The sequence below is a fragment of the Sphingopyxis sp. Geo48 genome (assembly GCF_949769155.1).
Classification (GTDB): Bacteria; Pseudomonadota; Alphaproteobacteria; order Sphingomonadales; family Sphingomonadaceae; genus Sphingopyxis.
Genome location: NZ_CATKPA010000001.1, coordinates 1,067,008 through 1,083,487 on the forward strand (window position 1 = coordinate 1,067,008; position 16,480 = coordinate 1,083,487).

18 protein-coding genes are annotated in these 16,480 nt (G+C 66.4%); 9 read left to right on the plus strand and 9 right to left on the minus strand.

The annotated features are described in order from the left end of the window. Positions 1–54 precede the first annotated feature (54 nt). The 7 genes from QOL79_RS05445 to QOL79_RS05475 form a co-directional block, all read right to left on the minus strand. Positions 55–558 (minus strand): hypothetical protein, encoded by a 504-nt coding sequence (locus tag QOL79_RS05445; RefSeq protein WP_283418900.1) that lies wholly within the window; start codon positions 556–558, stop codon positions 55–57. After that, positions 555–3,368, minus strand: a complete 2,814-nt coding sequence (polA, locus tag QOL79_RS05450; RefSeq protein ID WP_283418901.1) for a DNA polymerase I — start codon at positions 3,366–3,368, stop codon at positions 555–557. The genes QOL79_RS05445 and polA overlap by 4 nt, the downstream gene beginning before the upstream one ends. 32 nt (positions 3,369–3,400) lie before the next feature. Further along, on the minus strand, positions 3,401–4,420 hold the full coding sequence (locus tag QOL79_RS05455) for an alpha/beta hydrolase (protein ID WP_283418902.1): 1,020 nt from the start codon (positions 4,418–4,420) through the stop codon (positions 3,401–3,403). Between the two features lie 36 nt (positions 4,421–4,456). Then, positions 4,457–5,635 carry a formate-dependent phosphoribosylglycinamide formyltransferase gene (purT, locus tag QOL79_RS05460; protein WP_283418903.1) on the minus strand — a complete coding sequence of 393 codons (1,179 nt, stop codon included), beginning with the start codon at positions 5,633–5,635 and terminating at the stop codon, positions 4,457–4,459. A 70-nt stretch (positions 5,636–5,705) separates the two neighbouring features. Next, a complete protein-coding gene (locus QOL79_RS05465) occupies positions 5,706–6,941 on the minus strand; it encodes an MFS transporter (protein ID WP_283418904.1) in 1,236 nt (411 codons plus the stop codon). Between the two features lie 62 nt (positions 6,942–7,003). After that, a complete protein-coding gene (locus QOL79_RS05470) occupies positions 7,004–7,495 on the minus strand; it encodes a GFA family protein (protein WP_283418905.1) in 492 nt (163 codons plus the stop codon). A gap of 98 nt (positions 7,496–7,593) precedes the next feature. After that, positions 7,594–7,785, minus strand: a complete 192-nt coding sequence (locus QOL79_RS05475) for a hypothetical protein (RefSeq protein ID WP_283418906.1) — start codon at positions 7,783–7,785, stop codon at positions 7,594–7,596. Between QOL79_RS05475 and QOL79_RS05480 the strand changes: the two genes are divergently transcribed. The 3 genes from QOL79_RS05480 to QOL79_RS05490 all read left to right on the plus strand — a co-directional run bounded on the left by QOL79_RS05480 (position 7,784) and on the right by QOL79_RS05490 (position 10,164). Next, entirely contained in the window at positions 7,784–8,275 is a 492-nt protein-coding gene (locus tag QOL79_RS05480) for a DUF302 domain-containing protein (protein WP_283418907.1), read from the plus strand. The genes QOL79_RS05475 and QOL79_RS05480 overlap by 2 nt on opposite strands. Further along, the gene (locus tag QOL79_RS05485) at positions 8,272–9,213 is read left to right on the plus strand and encodes a YeeE/YedE thiosulfate transporter family protein (protein ID WP_283418908.1); all 942 of its coding nucleotides are present in this window, start codon (positions 8,272–8,274) and stop codon (positions 9,211–9,213) included. The genes QOL79_RS05480 and QOL79_RS05485 overlap by 4 nt, the downstream gene beginning before the upstream one ends. Positions 9,214–9,276: 63 nt before the next feature. Then, positions 9,277–10,164, plus strand: coding sequence for a LysR family transcriptional regulator (locus tag QOL79_RS05490; RefSeq protein WP_283418909.1), 888 nt, complete (start codon positions 9,277–9,279; stop codon positions 10,162–10,164). 2 nt (positions 10,165–10,166) lie between these two features. On the opposite strand, the gene QOL79_RS05495 is transcribed toward QOL79_RS05490, so the two are convergent. Both QOL79_RS05495 and QOL79_RS05500 read right to left on the minus strand, forming a co-directional pair. Next, positions 10,167–10,556 (minus strand): carboxymuconolactone decarboxylase family protein, encoded by a 390-nt coding sequence (locus QOL79_RS05495; RefSeq protein ID WP_283418910.1) that lies wholly within the window; start codon positions 10,554–10,556, stop codon positions 10,167–10,169. 126 nt (positions 10,557–10,682) lie between these two features. Beyond that, positions 10,683–11,132, minus strand: a complete 450-nt coding sequence (locus QOL79_RS05500; protein ID WP_058455414.1) for a cupin domain-containing protein — start codon at positions 11,130–11,132, stop codon at positions 10,683–10,685. Positions 11,133–11,360: 228 nt separating this feature from the next. Here QOL79_RS05500 and QOL79_RS05505 point away from each other — a divergent pair, with 228 nt between their 5' ends. The 6 genes from QOL79_RS05505 to QOL79_RS05530 all read left to right on the plus strand — a co-directional run bounded on the left by QOL79_RS05505 (position 11,361) and on the right by QOL79_RS05530 (position 16,469). Further along, positions 11,361–12,185 (plus strand): 3-hydroxybutyrate dehydrogenase, encoded by an 825-nt coding sequence (locus QOL79_RS05505; RefSeq protein WP_283418911.1) that lies wholly within the window; start codon positions 11,361–11,363, stop codon positions 12,183–12,185. A gap of 145 nt (positions 12,186–12,330) precedes the next feature. Beyond that, positions 12,331–13,599: an NAD(P)/FAD-dependent oxidoreductase gene (locus tag QOL79_RS05510; protein ID WP_283418912.1), complete on the plus strand. Its 1,269-nt coding sequence runs from the start codon at positions 12,331–12,333 to the stop codon at positions 13,597–13,599. After that, on the plus strand, positions 13,596–14,729 hold the full coding sequence (locus QOL79_RS05515) for a patatin-like phospholipase family protein (RefSeq protein ID WP_283418913.1): 1,134 nt from the start codon (positions 13,596–13,598) through the stop codon (positions 14,727–14,729). Before QOL79_RS05510 ends, QOL79_RS05515 begins: the two co-directional genes overlap by 4 nt. 106 nt (positions 14,730–14,835) lie before the next feature. Beyond that, positions 14,836–15,114 carry a BufA1 family periplasmic bufferin-type metallophore gene (locus tag QOL79_RS05520; RefSeq protein ID WP_058455411.1) on the plus strand — a complete coding sequence of 93 codons (279 nt, stop codon included), beginning with the start codon at positions 14,836–14,838 and terminating at the stop codon, positions 15,112–15,114. Positions 15,115–15,181: 67 nt separating this feature from the next. Continuing rightward, on the plus strand, positions 15,182–15,901 hold the full coding sequence (locus QOL79_RS05525; RefSeq protein ID WP_283418914.1) for an HvfC/BufC family peptide modification chaperone: 720 nt from the start codon (positions 15,182–15,184) through the stop codon (positions 15,899–15,901). Positions 15,902–15,962: 61 nt separating this feature from the next. Beyond that, a complete protein-coding gene (locus tag QOL79_RS05530) occupies positions 15,963–16,469 on the plus strand; it encodes a RidA family protein (protein WP_283418915.1) in 507 nt (168 codons plus the stop codon). Positions 16,470–16,480: the final 11 nt, after the last annotated feature.

A 16,480-nucleotide genomic window follows, 5' to 3' on the forward strand; every position in this document is an offset into this window, starting at 1 on the left:
TTGCCGTCAATTCGGGGCGGCTTGGCGCTCGGGCGGGTTGGAAACGCGAGGCGGCTAGTCCTGCCAGGGGCCGATTTCGCCAATGTCGCCGATGGTACGATAGCGCACGCCGCCATCGACCCAAGCGACTTCCCACATCGGCGCGGGCCGCGCCCATTCACCGATCACGAACAGCGGCAGCCGGTTCGCGACGACGAAGGCAAGGTCATCGGCGGTCGGGCCGGGGACGACGGTCTCCGATCGCTGGTGCAGGCGGATCACCGCCAACGTTCCCTCGGGCGGCGGTCGCAGCGGCTGCTTGACCGGAAAGCCGAAGCTGCCCGCGACCGAAGGATAGCCTTTCGCGTCGCGGGCGATCAGCAGGACCTTGTCGGCGGTGGGATAGGGACCGCCGACCGGGCGTCCCGCGACCTTGCGCCCCGCGACCGCGGCATATTCGCGGATATCCGCGTCGGCGATCGCGGGCGGTGCGGTTTCGGTTGCCGCCGCAGCCGAGGCCGCGATCGTCGGACCGCCTTCAAGCGCGGCGATCAGCAGGAGGATGGGGGCCGCGATCAATGCGCTTCGCCCCAGCTCTTGCCGATGCCGACCTCGACCTCGAGTGGGACCGACAGAGTCAGCACCGGCTCGGCGGCGCCCGACATGACGCGGCGGATGACCTCGCCCGCCGCTTCGGCCTTGTCTTCGGGCGCCTCGAAGACGAGTTCGTCGTGGACCTGCAGCAGCATCTTGACGTCGGCGAGGCCGACGTCCGCCAGCGCCTTCGGCATCCGTGCCATCGCGCGCTTGATCAGGTCGGCGCTGGTGCCCTGAATGGGCGCGTTGATCGCGGCGCGCTCGCTGCCGGCGCGTTCGTTCTGGTTCGGCGCCTTGATGCGCGGGAACCAGGTCTTCCGCCCGAACAGTGTCTCGGTGTAGCCGCGTGCCCGCGCCGTTTCGAGCGTGTCGGTGATATAGTCCGAGATGCCGGGGAAGCGCTCGAAATAGCGGCTGATCAGCGCCTGCGCCTCGTCGGGCGTGATTTCGAGGCGGTTCGCGAGACCCCAGCGCGAAATGCCGTAGAGGATCGAGAAATTGACCGTCTTCGCTTTGCCGCGCGTGTCGCGATTGACCTCTCCGAACAGTTCGATCGCGGTCGCCGAATGAATATCCTGCCCCTGGGCGAAGGCCTGTTTGAGTTCGGGAACATCGGCCATGTGCGCAGCCAGGCGGAGTTCGATTTGGCTATAGTCGGCCGCGATCAGCAGCTTGCCCGGAGCAGCGATGAAGGCGTCCCGAATCTGGCGGCCGATTTCGGTGCGGATCGGGATATTCTGCAGATTCGGATCGGTCGACGACAGTCGCCCGGTCTGCGCTCCGACGAGGCTGTAACTGGTGTGCACGCGTCCGGTCTTCGCGTTGATCTGCTGTTGCAGCGCGTCGGTATAGGTGGATTTGAGCTTCGCGAGCTGGCGCCATTCGAGGATCAGCCTCGCGATCGGCACCCCGTCGCGTTCGAGCCGTTCGAGTTCGCTCTGGTCGGTCGACCAATCGCCCGATTTGCCCTTGCGCCCGCCCTTGAGCCCGAGCTTGTCGAACAGGATTTCGCCGAGTTGCTTCGGGCTTCCGATGGTGAATGGCTGACCCGCGAGTGCGTGAATCTCGCCCTCCATACGCAGCATCTCGCTTGCGAATTCAGCCGACAGCTTCGCCAGATAGTCGCGGTTCACGGTGATGCCGACGCGCTCCATCCCCTCGACGATCGCGGCGAGCGGGCGGTCGACCATTTCATAGACGCGCGTCCCGCCTTCGAGCGGCAGGCGGAGTTTCAGCAGCTTCCAAAGCCGCCACGCGACCTCGGCATCCTCGGCGGCATATTGGGTCGCCCGGTCGAGCGGCACCTCGGCAAAGCTGATCTGCGACTTGCCGGTGCCGCACACTTCCTTGAACGACAGGCAGACATGGTCGAGGTGCAGCTTCGACAATTCGTCGAGGCCATGACCGTGCTTGCCCGCGTCGAGTGCGAAGCTCATCACCATCGTATCGTCATAGGGCGCAACGGTCAGCCCATGCTGCGCCAGCACGCCGATGTCATATTTGAGGTTGTGCCCGACCTTGAGCACTGCATCGTCGGCGAACAGCGCGCCGAGCCGGGCGAGCGCCTCCTTCATGGGAATTTGCTCGGGCTTTTCGGCAAACATGTCGGTGCCTCCGTGGCCGAGCGGGATGTAGCAGGCCTTGCCGGCGCTGGTCGACAGGCTGACCCCAACGAGGTCGCCGGTGACGCTGTCGAGGCTCGCCGTCTCGGTGTCGACCGAAACGACATGCGCGGCGCGCGCCTCCGCGATCCAGCGGTCGAGCGCATCGAGCGTCGCCACCGTTTCATAGAGCGCGCGGTCGATCGCCGGCCACGCGGGCAGGGTGGGCGTCGACGGAACGGCGAGAGCCGCGGGCGCAACCGTTGCGTTCGCGCGCGGCAGCGTCGGCGGCCCGCTTGGCGCCGCGCCATTGTCGAGTTTGGCCGAGAGCGAGCGGAACCCATGCTCGTCGAGGAAGGCTTTCAGCGGCGCGGGGGGGATTGCGCCGAGCTTCAGCGAATCGAGCGGATCGGGCAGCGGCACGTCGCGCTTGAGGTCGACGAGGATGCGCGACAGTTCAGCCATGCCGCGGTGCTCGATCAGGTTGTCGCGAAGCTTGCTCGGCTTCATCGTCCCGGCGCTGTCGAGTGCGGCGGTGAGGTTGCCATATTCCTGGATCAGCTTGGTCGCCGTCTTCGGTCCCACGCCACGCACGCCGGGGACGTTATCGACGCTGTCGCCCATCAGCGCGAGCACGTCGCCGACAAGGTCGGGGGTGACGCCGAACTTCTCGTTCACGGCTTCGAGGCCGAGGCGGACATTCTTCATCGTGTCGAGCATGTCGACGTGCGGGCCGCCGGCGGGTTCGCGGATCAGCTGCATCAGATCCTTGTCCGAGGACACGATGGTGACGTCCCAGCCCTCGCGCACCGCGGCTTCGGCATAGCTGGCGATCAGGTCGTCGGCCTCGAACCCCTCCATCTCGATGCACGGTAGCGAGAAGGCGCGCGTCGCGTCGCGGATCAGCGGGAATTGCGGGCGCAGATCCTCGGGCGGCTCGGGGCGGTTCGCCTTATACTGGTCGTAAATCTCGTTGCGGAACGATTGGCTGCTATGGTCGAGGATGACCGCAAGGTGCGTCGGCCCGTCGGCGTCGTGCAGGTCCTTCGCGAGCTTCCACAGCATCGTGGTATAACCGTAGACCGCGCCGACCGGGACGCCGTTCGGGTTCGTCAGCGGCGGCAGGCGGTGATAGGCGCGGAAGATGTAGCTGGAGCCATCGACCAGATAGAGATGATTCTTCTCGGACATCGCGGCGGTGTAGCAGCGGCGGCGCGGGCGGCCTAGCGCGATGGTCCTGCTTTCTTCTCCGTCACGCGGCGCGCGAAGGCGACGGTGCGCTCGAAGGCCTGCCGGCCCGCCGGGCTGTCGAGATCGAACTGATATTCGTGGCCGAGAGCGGGCGAATAATCCGCAGGAAAGAATAGCGGATCGGTTATCGCTCCCGCGGCTTTCAGCCGGTTGGCGAGCCTTTTCGACTGGCCGAGGAGCGGGTCGGCATTGCCGGCGGTGATGAAGGCGGGCGGGAAATCCTTTGTCACATGATCGGGGACAGCCATCAGGCGGAACGCCGGGTCGCTCATCGCGTCACGCTTGCCGCCGTAGGCCCAGACGACCGCGCGCAGAAAGGGGCCCAGTTTGCCGTCGAGATTGAGCATCGTCACGTCGTGCGCGCCGCAAAACAGGATCGCGCCCTTGATCCGATCGGGCCCGACCGAAGGGGAAATGCCTACGGCCTTGGCATAAGCGGGGTTGGTGGCCAGCGCCGCCACCTGCGCCGCAATCTGGGCCCCGGCGCTGTCGCCGCCGATCAGGACGCGGTCGGGATCGATGCCGTAACGCGCCGCATTGGCGACGATATAGCCTAGCGCCTTGTTCGTCTGGCGTATCGGGGTCGGGTAATGCGCCTCGGGCGCGATCGTATAGTCGACCGTCACGGTGACGAAGCCCCGGGCTGCCAGAATCTTCAGATATTCGGCCACGATATGGCGATTACCCGAAACGAAACCGCCGCCGTGAATCCAGATGATCGCGGGTTGGGACGCCGCTGCATCTCTCTGGCGAAAGACATCGAGCAGCGCGTCGGGATCGGACGGGTCATAGCGGACGGCGCCCGTCGTCTCGATATTGGCTGGGACTTTCGGGAGCAGCTTTGCGCTCGCTGCATCCGATCCTGAATCGAACAGGGCGCGGATCGCCCAGATCGCAGGCTGCGGCGTCACGTAAGAAACGGTCAACCACAATAATGCAGCGACCGCGACCAACAGCGCGACGATGCGAACCAGCCACCGGAGCATAGCCATCCTCCCGCGCTGTCATAGCGCCGATCGGCGGAATTGTCAGCGATACTCGATCGTCAGCTTGGCCGCCGCCGCGACCGCCGCCGCACGCGCCTCGTCGGTTGAGCCGACTTCGACCTTCGCGAGTGCGACGCCCATGCGGCGGTAGGGGCGGGTGACGGGCTTGCTGAAGATGCGGGCATCGACCGCGGTCTCGGCATTGGGCGCGGTCAATGCGTCGGCGAGTCCGGTGATCGCGAAATCCACCGCGTCGCGGTCGGCGAGCAGCACCGCGCTGGCGCTGGCGTCGGGAACGTCGATCGCGGGGATGGGCAGGCCGAGGATCGCGCGGGCGTGGAGATCGAATTCCGACAGCGCCTGCGAGATCAGCGTGACCATGCCGGTGTCGTGCGGGCGGGGTGACAGCTCAGAGAAGATGACCTCGTCGCCCTTCACGAAAAATTCGACCCCGAAGATACCGTGCCCGCCGAGTGCGCCAACGACCTTGGTTGCCATATCTTGCGCACTCGCGAGCGCAGCATCCGACATCGCCGCGGGCTGCCAGCTTTCGCGATAGTCGCCGCGTTCCTGCCGGTGGCCGATGGGCGGGCAAAACGACACGCCATCCTTGTGGCGGACGGTCAGCAGCGTGATTTCATAGTCGAAGTCGATGAAGGCTTCGGCGATCACGCGCAGCCGGTCGCCGCGCATTCCGGCGGCGGCATAATCCCACGCGGCATCGATCCCCTCGGCGTCCTTGACCGTGCTCTGCCCCTTGCCCGACGAGGACATGACGGGCTTTACGACGAGCGGAAATCCGATGCGTGCGGCGGCGGCGGCGAGTTCCTCGCGGCTCGTTGCATATTCGAAGGTCGAGGTTTTGAGGCCGAGTTCGCTCGCAGCCAGGTCGCGGATGGCATCGCGGTTCATCGTCAGCTGCGCCGCGCGCGCCGAGGGGACGACGTGGAAGCCCTCCGCCTCGACCTCGGCGAGAATTTCGGTACGGATCGCCTCGACCTCGGGCACGATGTGGTCGGGCTGGTGCCTTTCGATTGCGGTGCGCAGCGCGTCGCCGTCTAGCATCGAGAAGACCTCGCGCTCGTCGGCCACCTGCATCGCGGGGGCGCCGTCATAGCTGTCGCACGCGACGACATGGCAGCCGAGCCGCTTTGCCGAGATCACGAACTCGCGCCCGAGTTCGCCCGAACCGAGCAGCAGGATTTTGGCGGTGGGGGTCATGGGCGCGCTCCGTCGGTGGCTGGAATGCGGCGGCTCTAGTCTCGCGCGCCGGGATTCGCCAGTGCGGGTTTCAGATGTCGAGGGTGCGGATTTCGGGGATCAGCACCCACCAGAGCAGAGCGCCGAGCGCGGCAAGCGCAGCCGCGGTCGCGAAGGCATAGGTATAGCCACCGAGATAATCGACGATCAGTCCGGTGATAATCGGTCCGACGATCCCCGACACATTGCCAAGCGCGTTCTGGACGCCGACCCAGCTTCCCGCTGCGCGCGGACCGGCAAAAATCTGCGCGACCGCAAACAGGTTGGTCGCGATCAGCCCGGTTCCGAAACCCGCGAGCGCGAGCCATATCCCGAGCATCAGCGAGCTTTCGGCGACCGCGATCCCCGCGATCGCCGCAGCGGTCGCGAGCTGGCCCGCGATCATCAGCGAGCGGCGAAGCTCGCCCTCGTTCGCGCCCCCGGCCACCATCCGATCGGAGAACCAGCCGCCTGCGAGCGCGACGACACCCTGCGTCGTGAAGCTCAATGTCGTCAGCGCGGTCATCTCGGCGATCGAATAGCCGCGCGTGTTGACGAGGTAGAGCGGTAGCCAGGCGAGGACGAAATAAAAGCCGTAGTTAGACAGGAAATGCACGAACCCCATGCGCCAAAGCGTTGGAATACGGAGCAGGCCGGTGATCGACACGCGCTCGCCGGGCGGAGCGTCGATGCTTTGGGCGCGAAGCGGGGCGGAAGCGATTTGCCAGGGCACGAGCCACAAGAGGGTACCGAGCCCGAACACCCAGAACACCGCGCGCCATCCCCATCCGCCGAGGATGACGCCGCCGAGCAGGACGCCGACGGCCGGGCCGAAGGCGAGCGCCGCCGACACCGACGCATTGGCGATTCCGCGCCGCTCGACCGGAACTTCGGCAGCGAAAATCTTGCTGCTGCCCGGAAAGGCGATGCTCTCGCCGAGCCCGAGGAACAGCCGCAGCAGGACGAGCGAGGCGAGCCCGCCGACGAAACCGGTGAGCGCGGTGCTGATCGACCAGATTGCGACGCCGAACGCGAAGACCCGATAGACGCAGTAGCGGTCGCATAGCCAGCCCACGAACAGGCAGGCGGGCGCATAGACCCAGAAAAAGGCGGACACCGCGACCCCGAAGCCGGTCGCGGTCAGTTGCAACTCGTCCTTCATCAGCGGCGCCGCGACGCCGATCGCGCCGCGATCGACGTAGTTGAGCAGGACCGACAGCGCGATCAGCGCGACGACCCACGTCAGTCGTGCGCGGCTGATGCGCGTTCCGATCGGCAGTGTCGCCATTCGCAAGCCCTCCCCAAAGCCATGAGAGAGATATCACAGGCGACGGGGAGGCGCTTGACGAATTATGCGGGCCAGTGCGGCGTGTCGTGGTCGGGATGCTGGTGATTGCTCGCCTTGATCGCGTCGGCGACGCTGCTCATCGTCTCTTCGGTGGTGCCTTCTGCGCTGATCGGCAGGTCGGCGAAGAGGGCAAGCTGGCCTTCGACGCCGAACTGCATCCGCGGCGCGAACTTCGCGGGTTCGTCGAACGAGCCCGTCGTCAGGTTGATGTGCTTGCTGTCGAAATAATCATAGGTAAGCGGCGTGCCGCAGTCGCGGCAGAAGCCGCGCGCCGCCTTGTCCGAACTGTTGAAGGTCGCAGGGCTCCTGCGCGTCCAGGTCAGCGCATCGCGCGGCACCCCGATCAGCGCCGCGAAGAAATTGCCGGCGGCCTTCTGGCACATGCGGCAGTGGCAGATGTGCGACGTGTCGAGCACCGCGGTGACATGATAGCGCACCGCCCCGCACTGGCAGCCGCCCGAGGCTTCGGTTTCGATGCGTTCAGGGCTGTCCATGTCTTCTCACTCCCGTTCAAAAGTCCGATGATCCTTTAGGGTCCTGACCCTAAGCGCTGAAACAGCGGCAGGGGATAATTTTTCGTCCGAAGCGACCCTCAGCCCTTCTGCGGCATGATTTGCTCGATCGGCGGCCTCTGCCCAATCGCAATCGGCCGGTCCGGCGCCAGGATTGTGAGATCGGCGCTCCAATAGCTGCAGCGCATCGAACCCATAGCCAAGGGCGATTTTCCTGCGCGGCGGCGGGGCGCGATACTGCCGGCGACAATCTTTCGCAGGAGTTCGCCCATGAACCGCTTCAAGTTCCTGATCCCGCTATTCATCTCCGCTTCCTTCGTAGCGGCCGTCCCGATCGCTCATGCACAGGGGACGCCCGTCCGCGCCGAAACAGCCGCCGATGTCCTCTCGCTTCGTAGCGCCAACAGCTTCGACGAAACGGTCTCGAAGCTTACCGCCGATGTCGCTGTAAAGGGCATTCGCCATTTCGCGACGATCGACCAGGCCGACCTCGCGCGCGGCGCGAACCTGCCGCTGAAGCGCTCGACGCTCGTCCTGTTCGGCAACCCGCCGCTGGGGGTGCAATTCCTGCAATCGAACCCGCTCGCAGGGCTGGACTGGCCGGTGCGGATGCTCGTGACCGAGGACGCTGTGGGCGCCGTCACCGTGTCGTGGACCGACTTCGGCGCGATCGCCAGGCGCTACCGCATCAATGACCGCGCCGCGCAGTTCAAGATGGCTGGCGAGGTCGCCGCCTCGATTGCGAGCGCCGCCACGCAATGATTCCGTCCGCCGGCATCCTTGCCGTTGCGCTCGTCTCCGCCGCGCTGATGGGGCTTGCCATCCAGCGCGGTGCGACCTGTATGGTGGCCGCGCTCGATGAGGCGATCAGCGAGCGGCGCTTCGGTCGCGCCGCCGCGCTTGCCGAAGCCGCGATCTGGGTTGGCGGGCTCGCTGCGATCGCGGCGGCGGCGGGATGGCTGCATATGACGCCCGCCGCCTATGCTGTCACTGGCTGGACCGTCGCGGGCGGCGTGCTGCTGGGTGTCGGCGCGTGGGTCAATCGCTCGTGCGTGTTTGGCGCCGTCGCCCGGATCGGGGCGGGGCAATGGGCGTGGTTGGCGACACCGGTCGGTTTCTTCCTCGGCTGCCTGATTCCGGTGGAGGCACCGATGGGCCATACAGGGTCATCGTTCGGCGCCGGGCCCGACGGCGTAATCATCATGGTGCTGTTCGCGCTCTTGGCTATCTGGCGCGTCATCCAGGCGATGTCGGCCCGGCATATCGGACGCCATCTGTGGCACCCGCACCGAGCGACGCTGCTGATCGCGGTGACCTTCGTGACGACGCTGCTCAGCGCGGGCTATTGGGCCTATACCGACGCGCTTGCGGCACTTGCGCGGTCGATGGATGCGATGCTGTCGCTGCGCGTGCTGATGGTCGCCGCGCTGTTCGGCGGAGCGGTGGCGGGCGGCGCGATCGCGGGCAAGCTGCGCCGCGAGCGACCGCGCGTTCCGGACGTGCTGCGCTGCCTCGTCGGCGGCGCGCTGATGGGGATCGGCGCCTCGCTCGTGCCGGGAAGCAACGACGGGCTGATCCTGCTCGGCCTGCCGGCATTGCTGCCGCATGCGTGGGTCGCCGTCGCGACGATGGCGCTCGCCATCGCGCTCGCGATCCGGCTTTCGGCTGTAACCGGCGAGGCTCGCACCGCGAAGCCTTGAAAACTGGCGGCCGCGCTTGGTTGCTGATAGTCTTGATGCCGCGTTGCTTTGGGGACGACGCTTATGGAAATGCAACAGATCCGCTATTTCGTCGCGCTCGCGCAGACGCTCAACTTCACGCGCGCGGCGGAACATTGCAATGTCAGCCAGCCCGCGCTGACTCGCGCGATCCAACAGCTCGAGCATGAACTCGGCGGGCCGCTGTTCCACCGCGAGCGCAACAACACGCACCTGTCCGAACTCGGGCGGATGATGATGCCCTATCTCGAAAGCGTCGCGGAAAGCGCGCGCGCGGCCAAGGCGGCGGCAGCGTCGGCGAAGAAGGCCGAGCATGTCACGCTGACCCTGGGGGCGATGTGCACAATCGGTCCCGATCTGGTCGCCGACCTGATCGTCCGTTTCCGGGCCGCGCATCCCGATATCGAGGTGCGGGTGATCGACGGCGAGGCGTCGATGATGATCGATGCGCTGGAGAAGGGCGATATCCACCTGAGTCTGGTCGGCGTGCCCGACGATTTGCCCGAGCAGTTCCATCAGCTGCCGATCTTTGAGGAACGCTTCGTCATCCTGTTGCCGCCAGGGCATCGCCTTGCCGAACGCAACGCGATCCGGGTCGCCGATCTCGACGGCGAACCCTATGTCGGGCGATCGACTTGCGAAGTGTTCAAGACGGTCGCGCGCGATTTTGCGAAGCGGCACGTTTTTCCGAAAAAGGTGTTCAGTTCGCCGCGCGACGAATGGGTGCAGAAGATGATCAAGGCGGGTCTCGGCTTTGGCTTTTTCCCCGAGTCCAGCGTCACCGATCCCAACTTGGTGGTCCGGCCGCTGATCGAGCCCGAATATAGCCGCACGGTCTATCTCGCGACGGTGCGCGGCCGCCCGCATTCGCCCGCGGTCGGCGCGTTCGTCCGCGAGGCGCGGCGGCACGGCTGGCCCGCGCTCGCGGTCTGAGATCAGCAGCAGTCGGAAGAAGCGCCGGCGGATTCGACAAGCAGATCGTGGCAGTCGGCGATGGCGTCGATCGCCATCGCGACACCGGCATGGGCGGCGGTCTGGATCAGCACCTCGATCACCTCCTCCTTGCTCCAGCCGACATGGAGCGCGGCCTCGACATGCTGGCGAAGCTGCAGTGTCGATCGGCCGAGCGCGGCGAAGGCGGCGATCGCCGCCATTTCGCGCACCCGGAGGTCGAGCCCGGGGCGGGCAAAAATGTCGCCATAGGTGAAGCCGACGGCGGTTCGCACGAAGTCGGGCGCGACCTCGGCGGCGCGGTTGCGACGCTCGTCCTGCGTCGATCCGGTTAGCGAGAGGATGTCGATCCCGGCGCGATAGGAGTCGGTCAAATCAGTTTTCCTTGGCAAGGACATGGGGCGCGAAAACGGGGACGGCGCGGCTCCGGCGACAATGCGCCGGGGCCGCGCCGGGAGCGGTCCGGGACGGAGGCTTGGACACACTCGCTTGGCCCTGGGTCAGTCGCGCGCCTTGACGTCGGCCGACAGGAGCACGGCAGGAGTCTTTCCGTTGTTGCGCCACCAGTGGGAAATACCGTCGGACTCGCTCGAGATGTCGCCGGCGGCGTGGTCGATGCCGACCGAGCAGCTGCTGCGATATTCGGTGACCGCGCCTGACACGACGATGATCAGCGCGGGGCGTCCGGCGTGGCTGTGAAGCGGGACGATGCCGCCCGGCTGGACGACGAGGCGGCGCATCCTGAGGTCGCGGTTCGCAACGCCGATTTCCTTGGCGAGGTCGACCGAACCGATCACCGTGTCGGTGACGTTGGAGGGTGCGGTCGGCGCGCCGTCGAGCGCGTTGGCGGCTGTCTTGCCCGCGGGGCAGGTGCCCGCGAAGGCCGGGGTGGCGGCCACGAAGCTGGCCGTTGCCGCGAGAACCGCGAGGGTCATGCGATTGAACGTCATTGCGATATTCCTTTTGCCTGAAAGAAAGCTGAAGCCCCGGAAAGCGGCGACGCCGACGCAGGGGAGCGGGGGTCGGTAACGGCTGCGCCGCTTCCCGGGGCTTCATCAAACTAGCCGGGGCCCCGCCGCGCGGACATTCGATTGTCCGCATCGTTTCGATGCACGAACGGCATTTCAGCGGCCGGGTCGGCGTCGGCATAGTTTCTCCCGACCCAATGGAGGAGAAGCATGATGACCGTTCAGCCGCTGGCCGAACTCAAGCCCGCCCGGCCCCTCGCCGGGCGCGTTGCCATCGTTACCGGATCGACGAGCGGGATCGGCCTCGGTATCGCCCGCGCGCTAGCCGCCGCGGGCGCCGACATCGTGATCAACGGACTCGGCGACGCCGGGCAGATCGAAACGGTGCGCCGCGAGCTTGCTGACGCGCACGGCGTCCGGGTGGATTATGACGGCGCCAACCTGCTGCAGCCCGATGGCGCGGTGGCGCTGGTCGACAACAGCCTGTCGCGCTTCGGTCGCGTCGACATCCTCGTCAACAACGCGGGCATCCAGCACGTCAGCCCGATCGAGGATTTTCCAGCGGATAAATGGGACGCGATCCTCGCGCTCAACCTGTCGGCCGCGTTTCACGCGATCCGCACCGCCTTCGGCCCGATGAAGAAAGCGGGCTGGGGACGGATCATCAATGTCGCTTCCGCGCACGGCCTCGTCGCCTCGCCCTTCAAGAGCGCCTATGTCGCCGCAAAACATGGCATCGTCGGGCTGACGAAAACCGTCGCCATCGAAGGCGCGCGGCACGGCGTGACCTGCAACGCGATCTGCCCCGGCTATGTCTGGACGCCGCTGGTCGAGAACCAGATCGGCGATACCGCGAACGCGCGTGGGATCAGCCGCGAAGAGGTGATCGAAAACGTCCTTCTCGCCGCGCAACCGAGCAAGAAATTCGCGAGCGTCGACGAGCTCGGCGCGCTGGCGGCGTTTCTCTGTTCGGAGGGTGGACAGTCGATCACCGGCACCGCCTTGCCGGTCGATGGCGGATGGACGGCGCAATGACGCCCCCGGCCCAAATGCGCGCGCCGTTGCCGCCGCACCTTGCAGCTTTCTTCGTGTCCAGGCCGGTGCAACCGGCGCCGCGCGGCGAGGGGACCGTCCCCCCGCGCGGCGTTCTGGCCCAGTTCTTGCGGCGCAGCATCGGGCGATGAAAACCGACGGCTCCCCCCTCCATGTCGTGATCGTCGGTGCCGGCTTCGGCGGTCTTGCCGCCGCGCGCGCGCTCGCGCGCGGCAATGTGCGCGTGACGCTGGTGGACCAGCGCAATCATCACCTGTTCCAGCCCTTGCTCTATCAGGTCGCGACGGCCGGACTGTCCCCGGCCGATATCGCGGCGCCGATCCGCTCGATCCTGCGCCATCACAAGAATGTCCGCGTGCTGCTCGACACCGTCGTCGACATCGACGCGGCGGATCGCCGGGTACTGCTCGCCAGCCGCCGCACGCTGCGCTTCGACCGGCTGATCGTCGCGACCGGCGCGCGGCACAGCTATTTCGGGCGCGAGGAGTGGGAGGCGCACGCCCCCGGTATCAAGTCGATCGACGACGCAACGACTGTGCGCCGCAAGGTGCTGCTCGCGCTCGAGCGCGCCGAGACCGAGCCCGATCCCTTGCGGCGGCAGGCGTTGCTGACCTTCGTCATCGTCGGCGGCGGGCCCACCGGCGTCGAGATGGCGGGCGCGGTCGCCGAGCTGGCGCGGCGATCGGTGTCGCAGGATTTCCGCAGCATCACGCCGCATTGCTCGAAGGTGCTGCTGGTCGAGGCCGGCCCGCGCCTGCTTGCCTCCTTTCCACCCGCGCTGTCGGACAAGGCGCGAAAGGCGATCGAGGATCTCGGCGTCACCGTGATGACCGATCAACGCGTCAGCGCGATCACCGATGCCTATATCGAAGTCGGCGGGACTCGCGTGCCGACGCATACCGTCGTCTGGGCGGCAGGGGTTCGCGCCTCGCCTGCGGCGACGTGGTTGAATGTCGAAGCCGATCGCGTCGGCCGCGTCATCGTCGATCCCGACCTGTCGGTACCGGGGCATGACGGCGTCTATGCGATCGGCGATACTGCCGCTTTCACCGATGCCGCGGGGCGCTGCCTGCCCGGCATCGCGCCGGTCGCGAAGCAGCAGGGACGCCATGTCGGCGAGCAGATCCTGCGCGGCCGCACAAAGCCCTTCCGTTACCGCGATTATGGCAATCTCGCGACGATCGGTCGCCACCGTGCGGTCATCGATTTCGGCTGGCTGCGGCTGTCGGGCGTGTTCGCGTGGTTCGTCTGGACCACGGCGCACATCTTCTTCCTCGCGGGCTTTCGCAACCGGCTGCTCGTCGGTGCGAACTGGCTCTGGAACTACCTCACTTTCGAACGCGGCGCGCGGCTGATCACCGGCGGCGACGCCTCGCTGCATGGAGACCAAGCATGAATCTTTCCAAGGAACTCGAAGCGCACGGTCAACAGGTGCTCGTGCTGCAGGGCGGCGGCGCGCTCGGCGCCTATCAGGTCGGTGTCTATCAGGCGCTCCACGAAGCGGGGGTCGAACCCGACTGGGTGATCGGGACATCGATCGGCGCGATCAACGCCGCGATCATCGCCGGCAATGCGTTCGACGACCGGCTCGACAGCCTCACCGAATTCTGGCGGCGCGTCGAGCATGGGCATGTCTTCGACGAAGCGTTGCCCGCGCAGGTCGCGAGCTTTTTTCGCAACTTCACGACCGTGGTCGGCGGCCTGCCGACCTTCTTCACCCCGAATCCCGGCGCCTTCGGCAGCGTCTATGCGACGCTCGGCGCCGAGCAGGCGGGCTATTATTCGACGCAGCCGCTGCGCACGACGCTGTCCGACCTGATCGACTTCGACCGTATCAACGGCGGCGACATGCGGCTGACGGTCGGCGCATCGGCGGTGACGACAAGCGAGATGCACTATTTCGACTCGCGCGACCGGCCGCTGTGCCTCGACCATGTCATGGCGTCTGGCGCGCTGCCGCCGGCTTTCCCCGCGGTGCGGATCGACGGCGAGCTTTACTGGGACGGCGGTATCCTCTCGAACACGCCGGTCGAGGTCGTATTCGACGACAATCCGCGCCGCGATTCGATGGTCTATGCGGTCCATATCTGGAATTCGCACGGACCCGAGCCCGAGACGATCTGGGACGTGATGAACCGCCAGAAGGATGTCCAATATGCGAGCCGCGCAGGCACGCATATCCGCCGCCAGCGACAGCTCCACCGCCTCCGCCACGTTATCACCGAACTGACCGCGCTACTCCCCGACGGAAGCCGCGAGAAGCCGGGCGTCGCCGAACTGGCGGCCTATGGCTGCCCGACGCGGATGCATGTGATCCGGCTGCTGGCGCCCGCGCTCGCGAACGAGGATCACAGCAAGGATATCGACTTCAGCCCGTCGGGCATTCGCCAGCGCCGCGAGGCGGGATATGCGGACACGATGCGGACGCTGGAGGCGGCGCCGTGGCGCGGCGATTTCGACCCGCTCGAAGGCTTCATCCTGCACGAGGCGATCGGCGGCCACATGGTCGAGCCGACCTGCGGTTGACGGCTTTCGCATCAAAACGATGCGTTCTGGGTAGCGGACGCGGCACCTGTTTTGGTCGAAAGAACGGATACGCCCTTCGGGCGCCAACAACGGAAAGGTTTTCATCATGAACAAGTCGACCATTGCGCTTGCCGCCGCCACCCTCTCGGTTCTCGCCACCGCCGCCGTCCAGGCGGGCCCGGTCGCGCCGCAGCCTGGCAAGGACAAATGCTACGGCATCGCGCTCAAGGGCAAGAATGACTGCGCTGCAGGCCCGGGTACGAGCTGCGCCGGGACCTCGACCACCGATTATCAGGGCAATGCCTGGAAATATGTCGCGAAGGGCAGCTGCGCAAAAATCAGGACGCCGAAGGGCGTCGGCTCGCTGACCCCAAAAAAGCGCTGACGCGCCAATATTTTCGAGGCGTCCCGGCCCTGCGCCGCGACACCCATCCTGTGGAGAGGATGCCATCATGTCTGATCTTGCTGCCGTCCGGCGGACGGTCGCCGACACGCGCTCGCGGTCGTGCGTTTCGCACGCCGCCTATCATGCGATTCCGCCGTCCGCTGCCGCCGAAGCGCTCGCCGCAAATTATCCGGTGGTCGGCGCGATCCTGGGACATCTGTCCTTTGCCGACCTCGCGGCCGAGTTCGTCGCGGAAGTGCCGCCGACCGACCCGAACCTTGCCGCCTATGGCTGTCGCTTTCCAGAATGGATCGTGGGCCGCAAGCTGGGCCGCGTGTTGCCCTATCTGTCGTCGGTCGCGGCGATCGACCGATTGCGTCAAGCCGCGGCGCGTGCGCCCGCCGACACGCCGGTATCGCGGGACGTCATCGCGGCCATGACGGCCAAGCAATGGTCGGCGAGCCGCGTCAAACTGCACTCCGCGACGCGTTTCGGATGGTTCGCGGTACCCGCTCCGTCGATCTGGCTCGGCCATTTCGCACCGTCGCGTGCCGAGGTTGCGACCGAATGGAAAGCGGAAGGGGTGCTGATCACCCGTCCAGCCGACCGCGTCGAGGCCCGCCGGATCGGCCCTGCCGCACACCGTATCCTGTCGGGCCTGCGCATCGGTGAAACGATCGGCGTGTCCACGGCGGCTGCGCACGCGCTCTATCCCGGCGCCGACATCACCGGGACGATCCATGATATGCTGGACAGCGGAGCGATCGCGGCGCTTCGCCCGCGCTAGCGCCTGAGGCGGGCCAATCCGCGCACGCCATCCCGTGACCATCGTCGATAAGGAAAAATCAATGCTGCTTTCCCTGCTCGCAGCCGCCGGCGCCGCGATACAGCCGGCCGCCGGCGCGACCGAGGAGCCTTATGCGCGCACGTCGCAGAATGTCATCGTCCCCGTGCAACGCGAACGCCAACGCGATCTGGAAGAATGGGGCTATGCGGACGCGGTCGTCGACGGAGACCGTGTTTGGCTGTCGGGTGTGGTGGCGGGGCTTCGCCCGGACGAGACGATCGCCGATCAGGAGGCCGCTTTCGAGCGGGCTTTCCAGAGGATCGGCGACGTGCTCGAACGTTCGGGGGCGGGCTTTGACGGTGTGGTCGAGATGACCAGCTTTCACACGGACATGCCCGCGCAAATCGAAGCCTTCAAGAAGGTGAAGCATCGCTATATCCGCGGACCATTCCCCGCATGGACCGCGATCGGCGTGACCCGCTTGGTCCCCGATCGCGGGTTGGTCGAAATCAAGATCGTCGCGCGCCGCAGGCCGGGAATCTGGAAGATACGCACCGGCCCAAACTGACTTGGAACTTG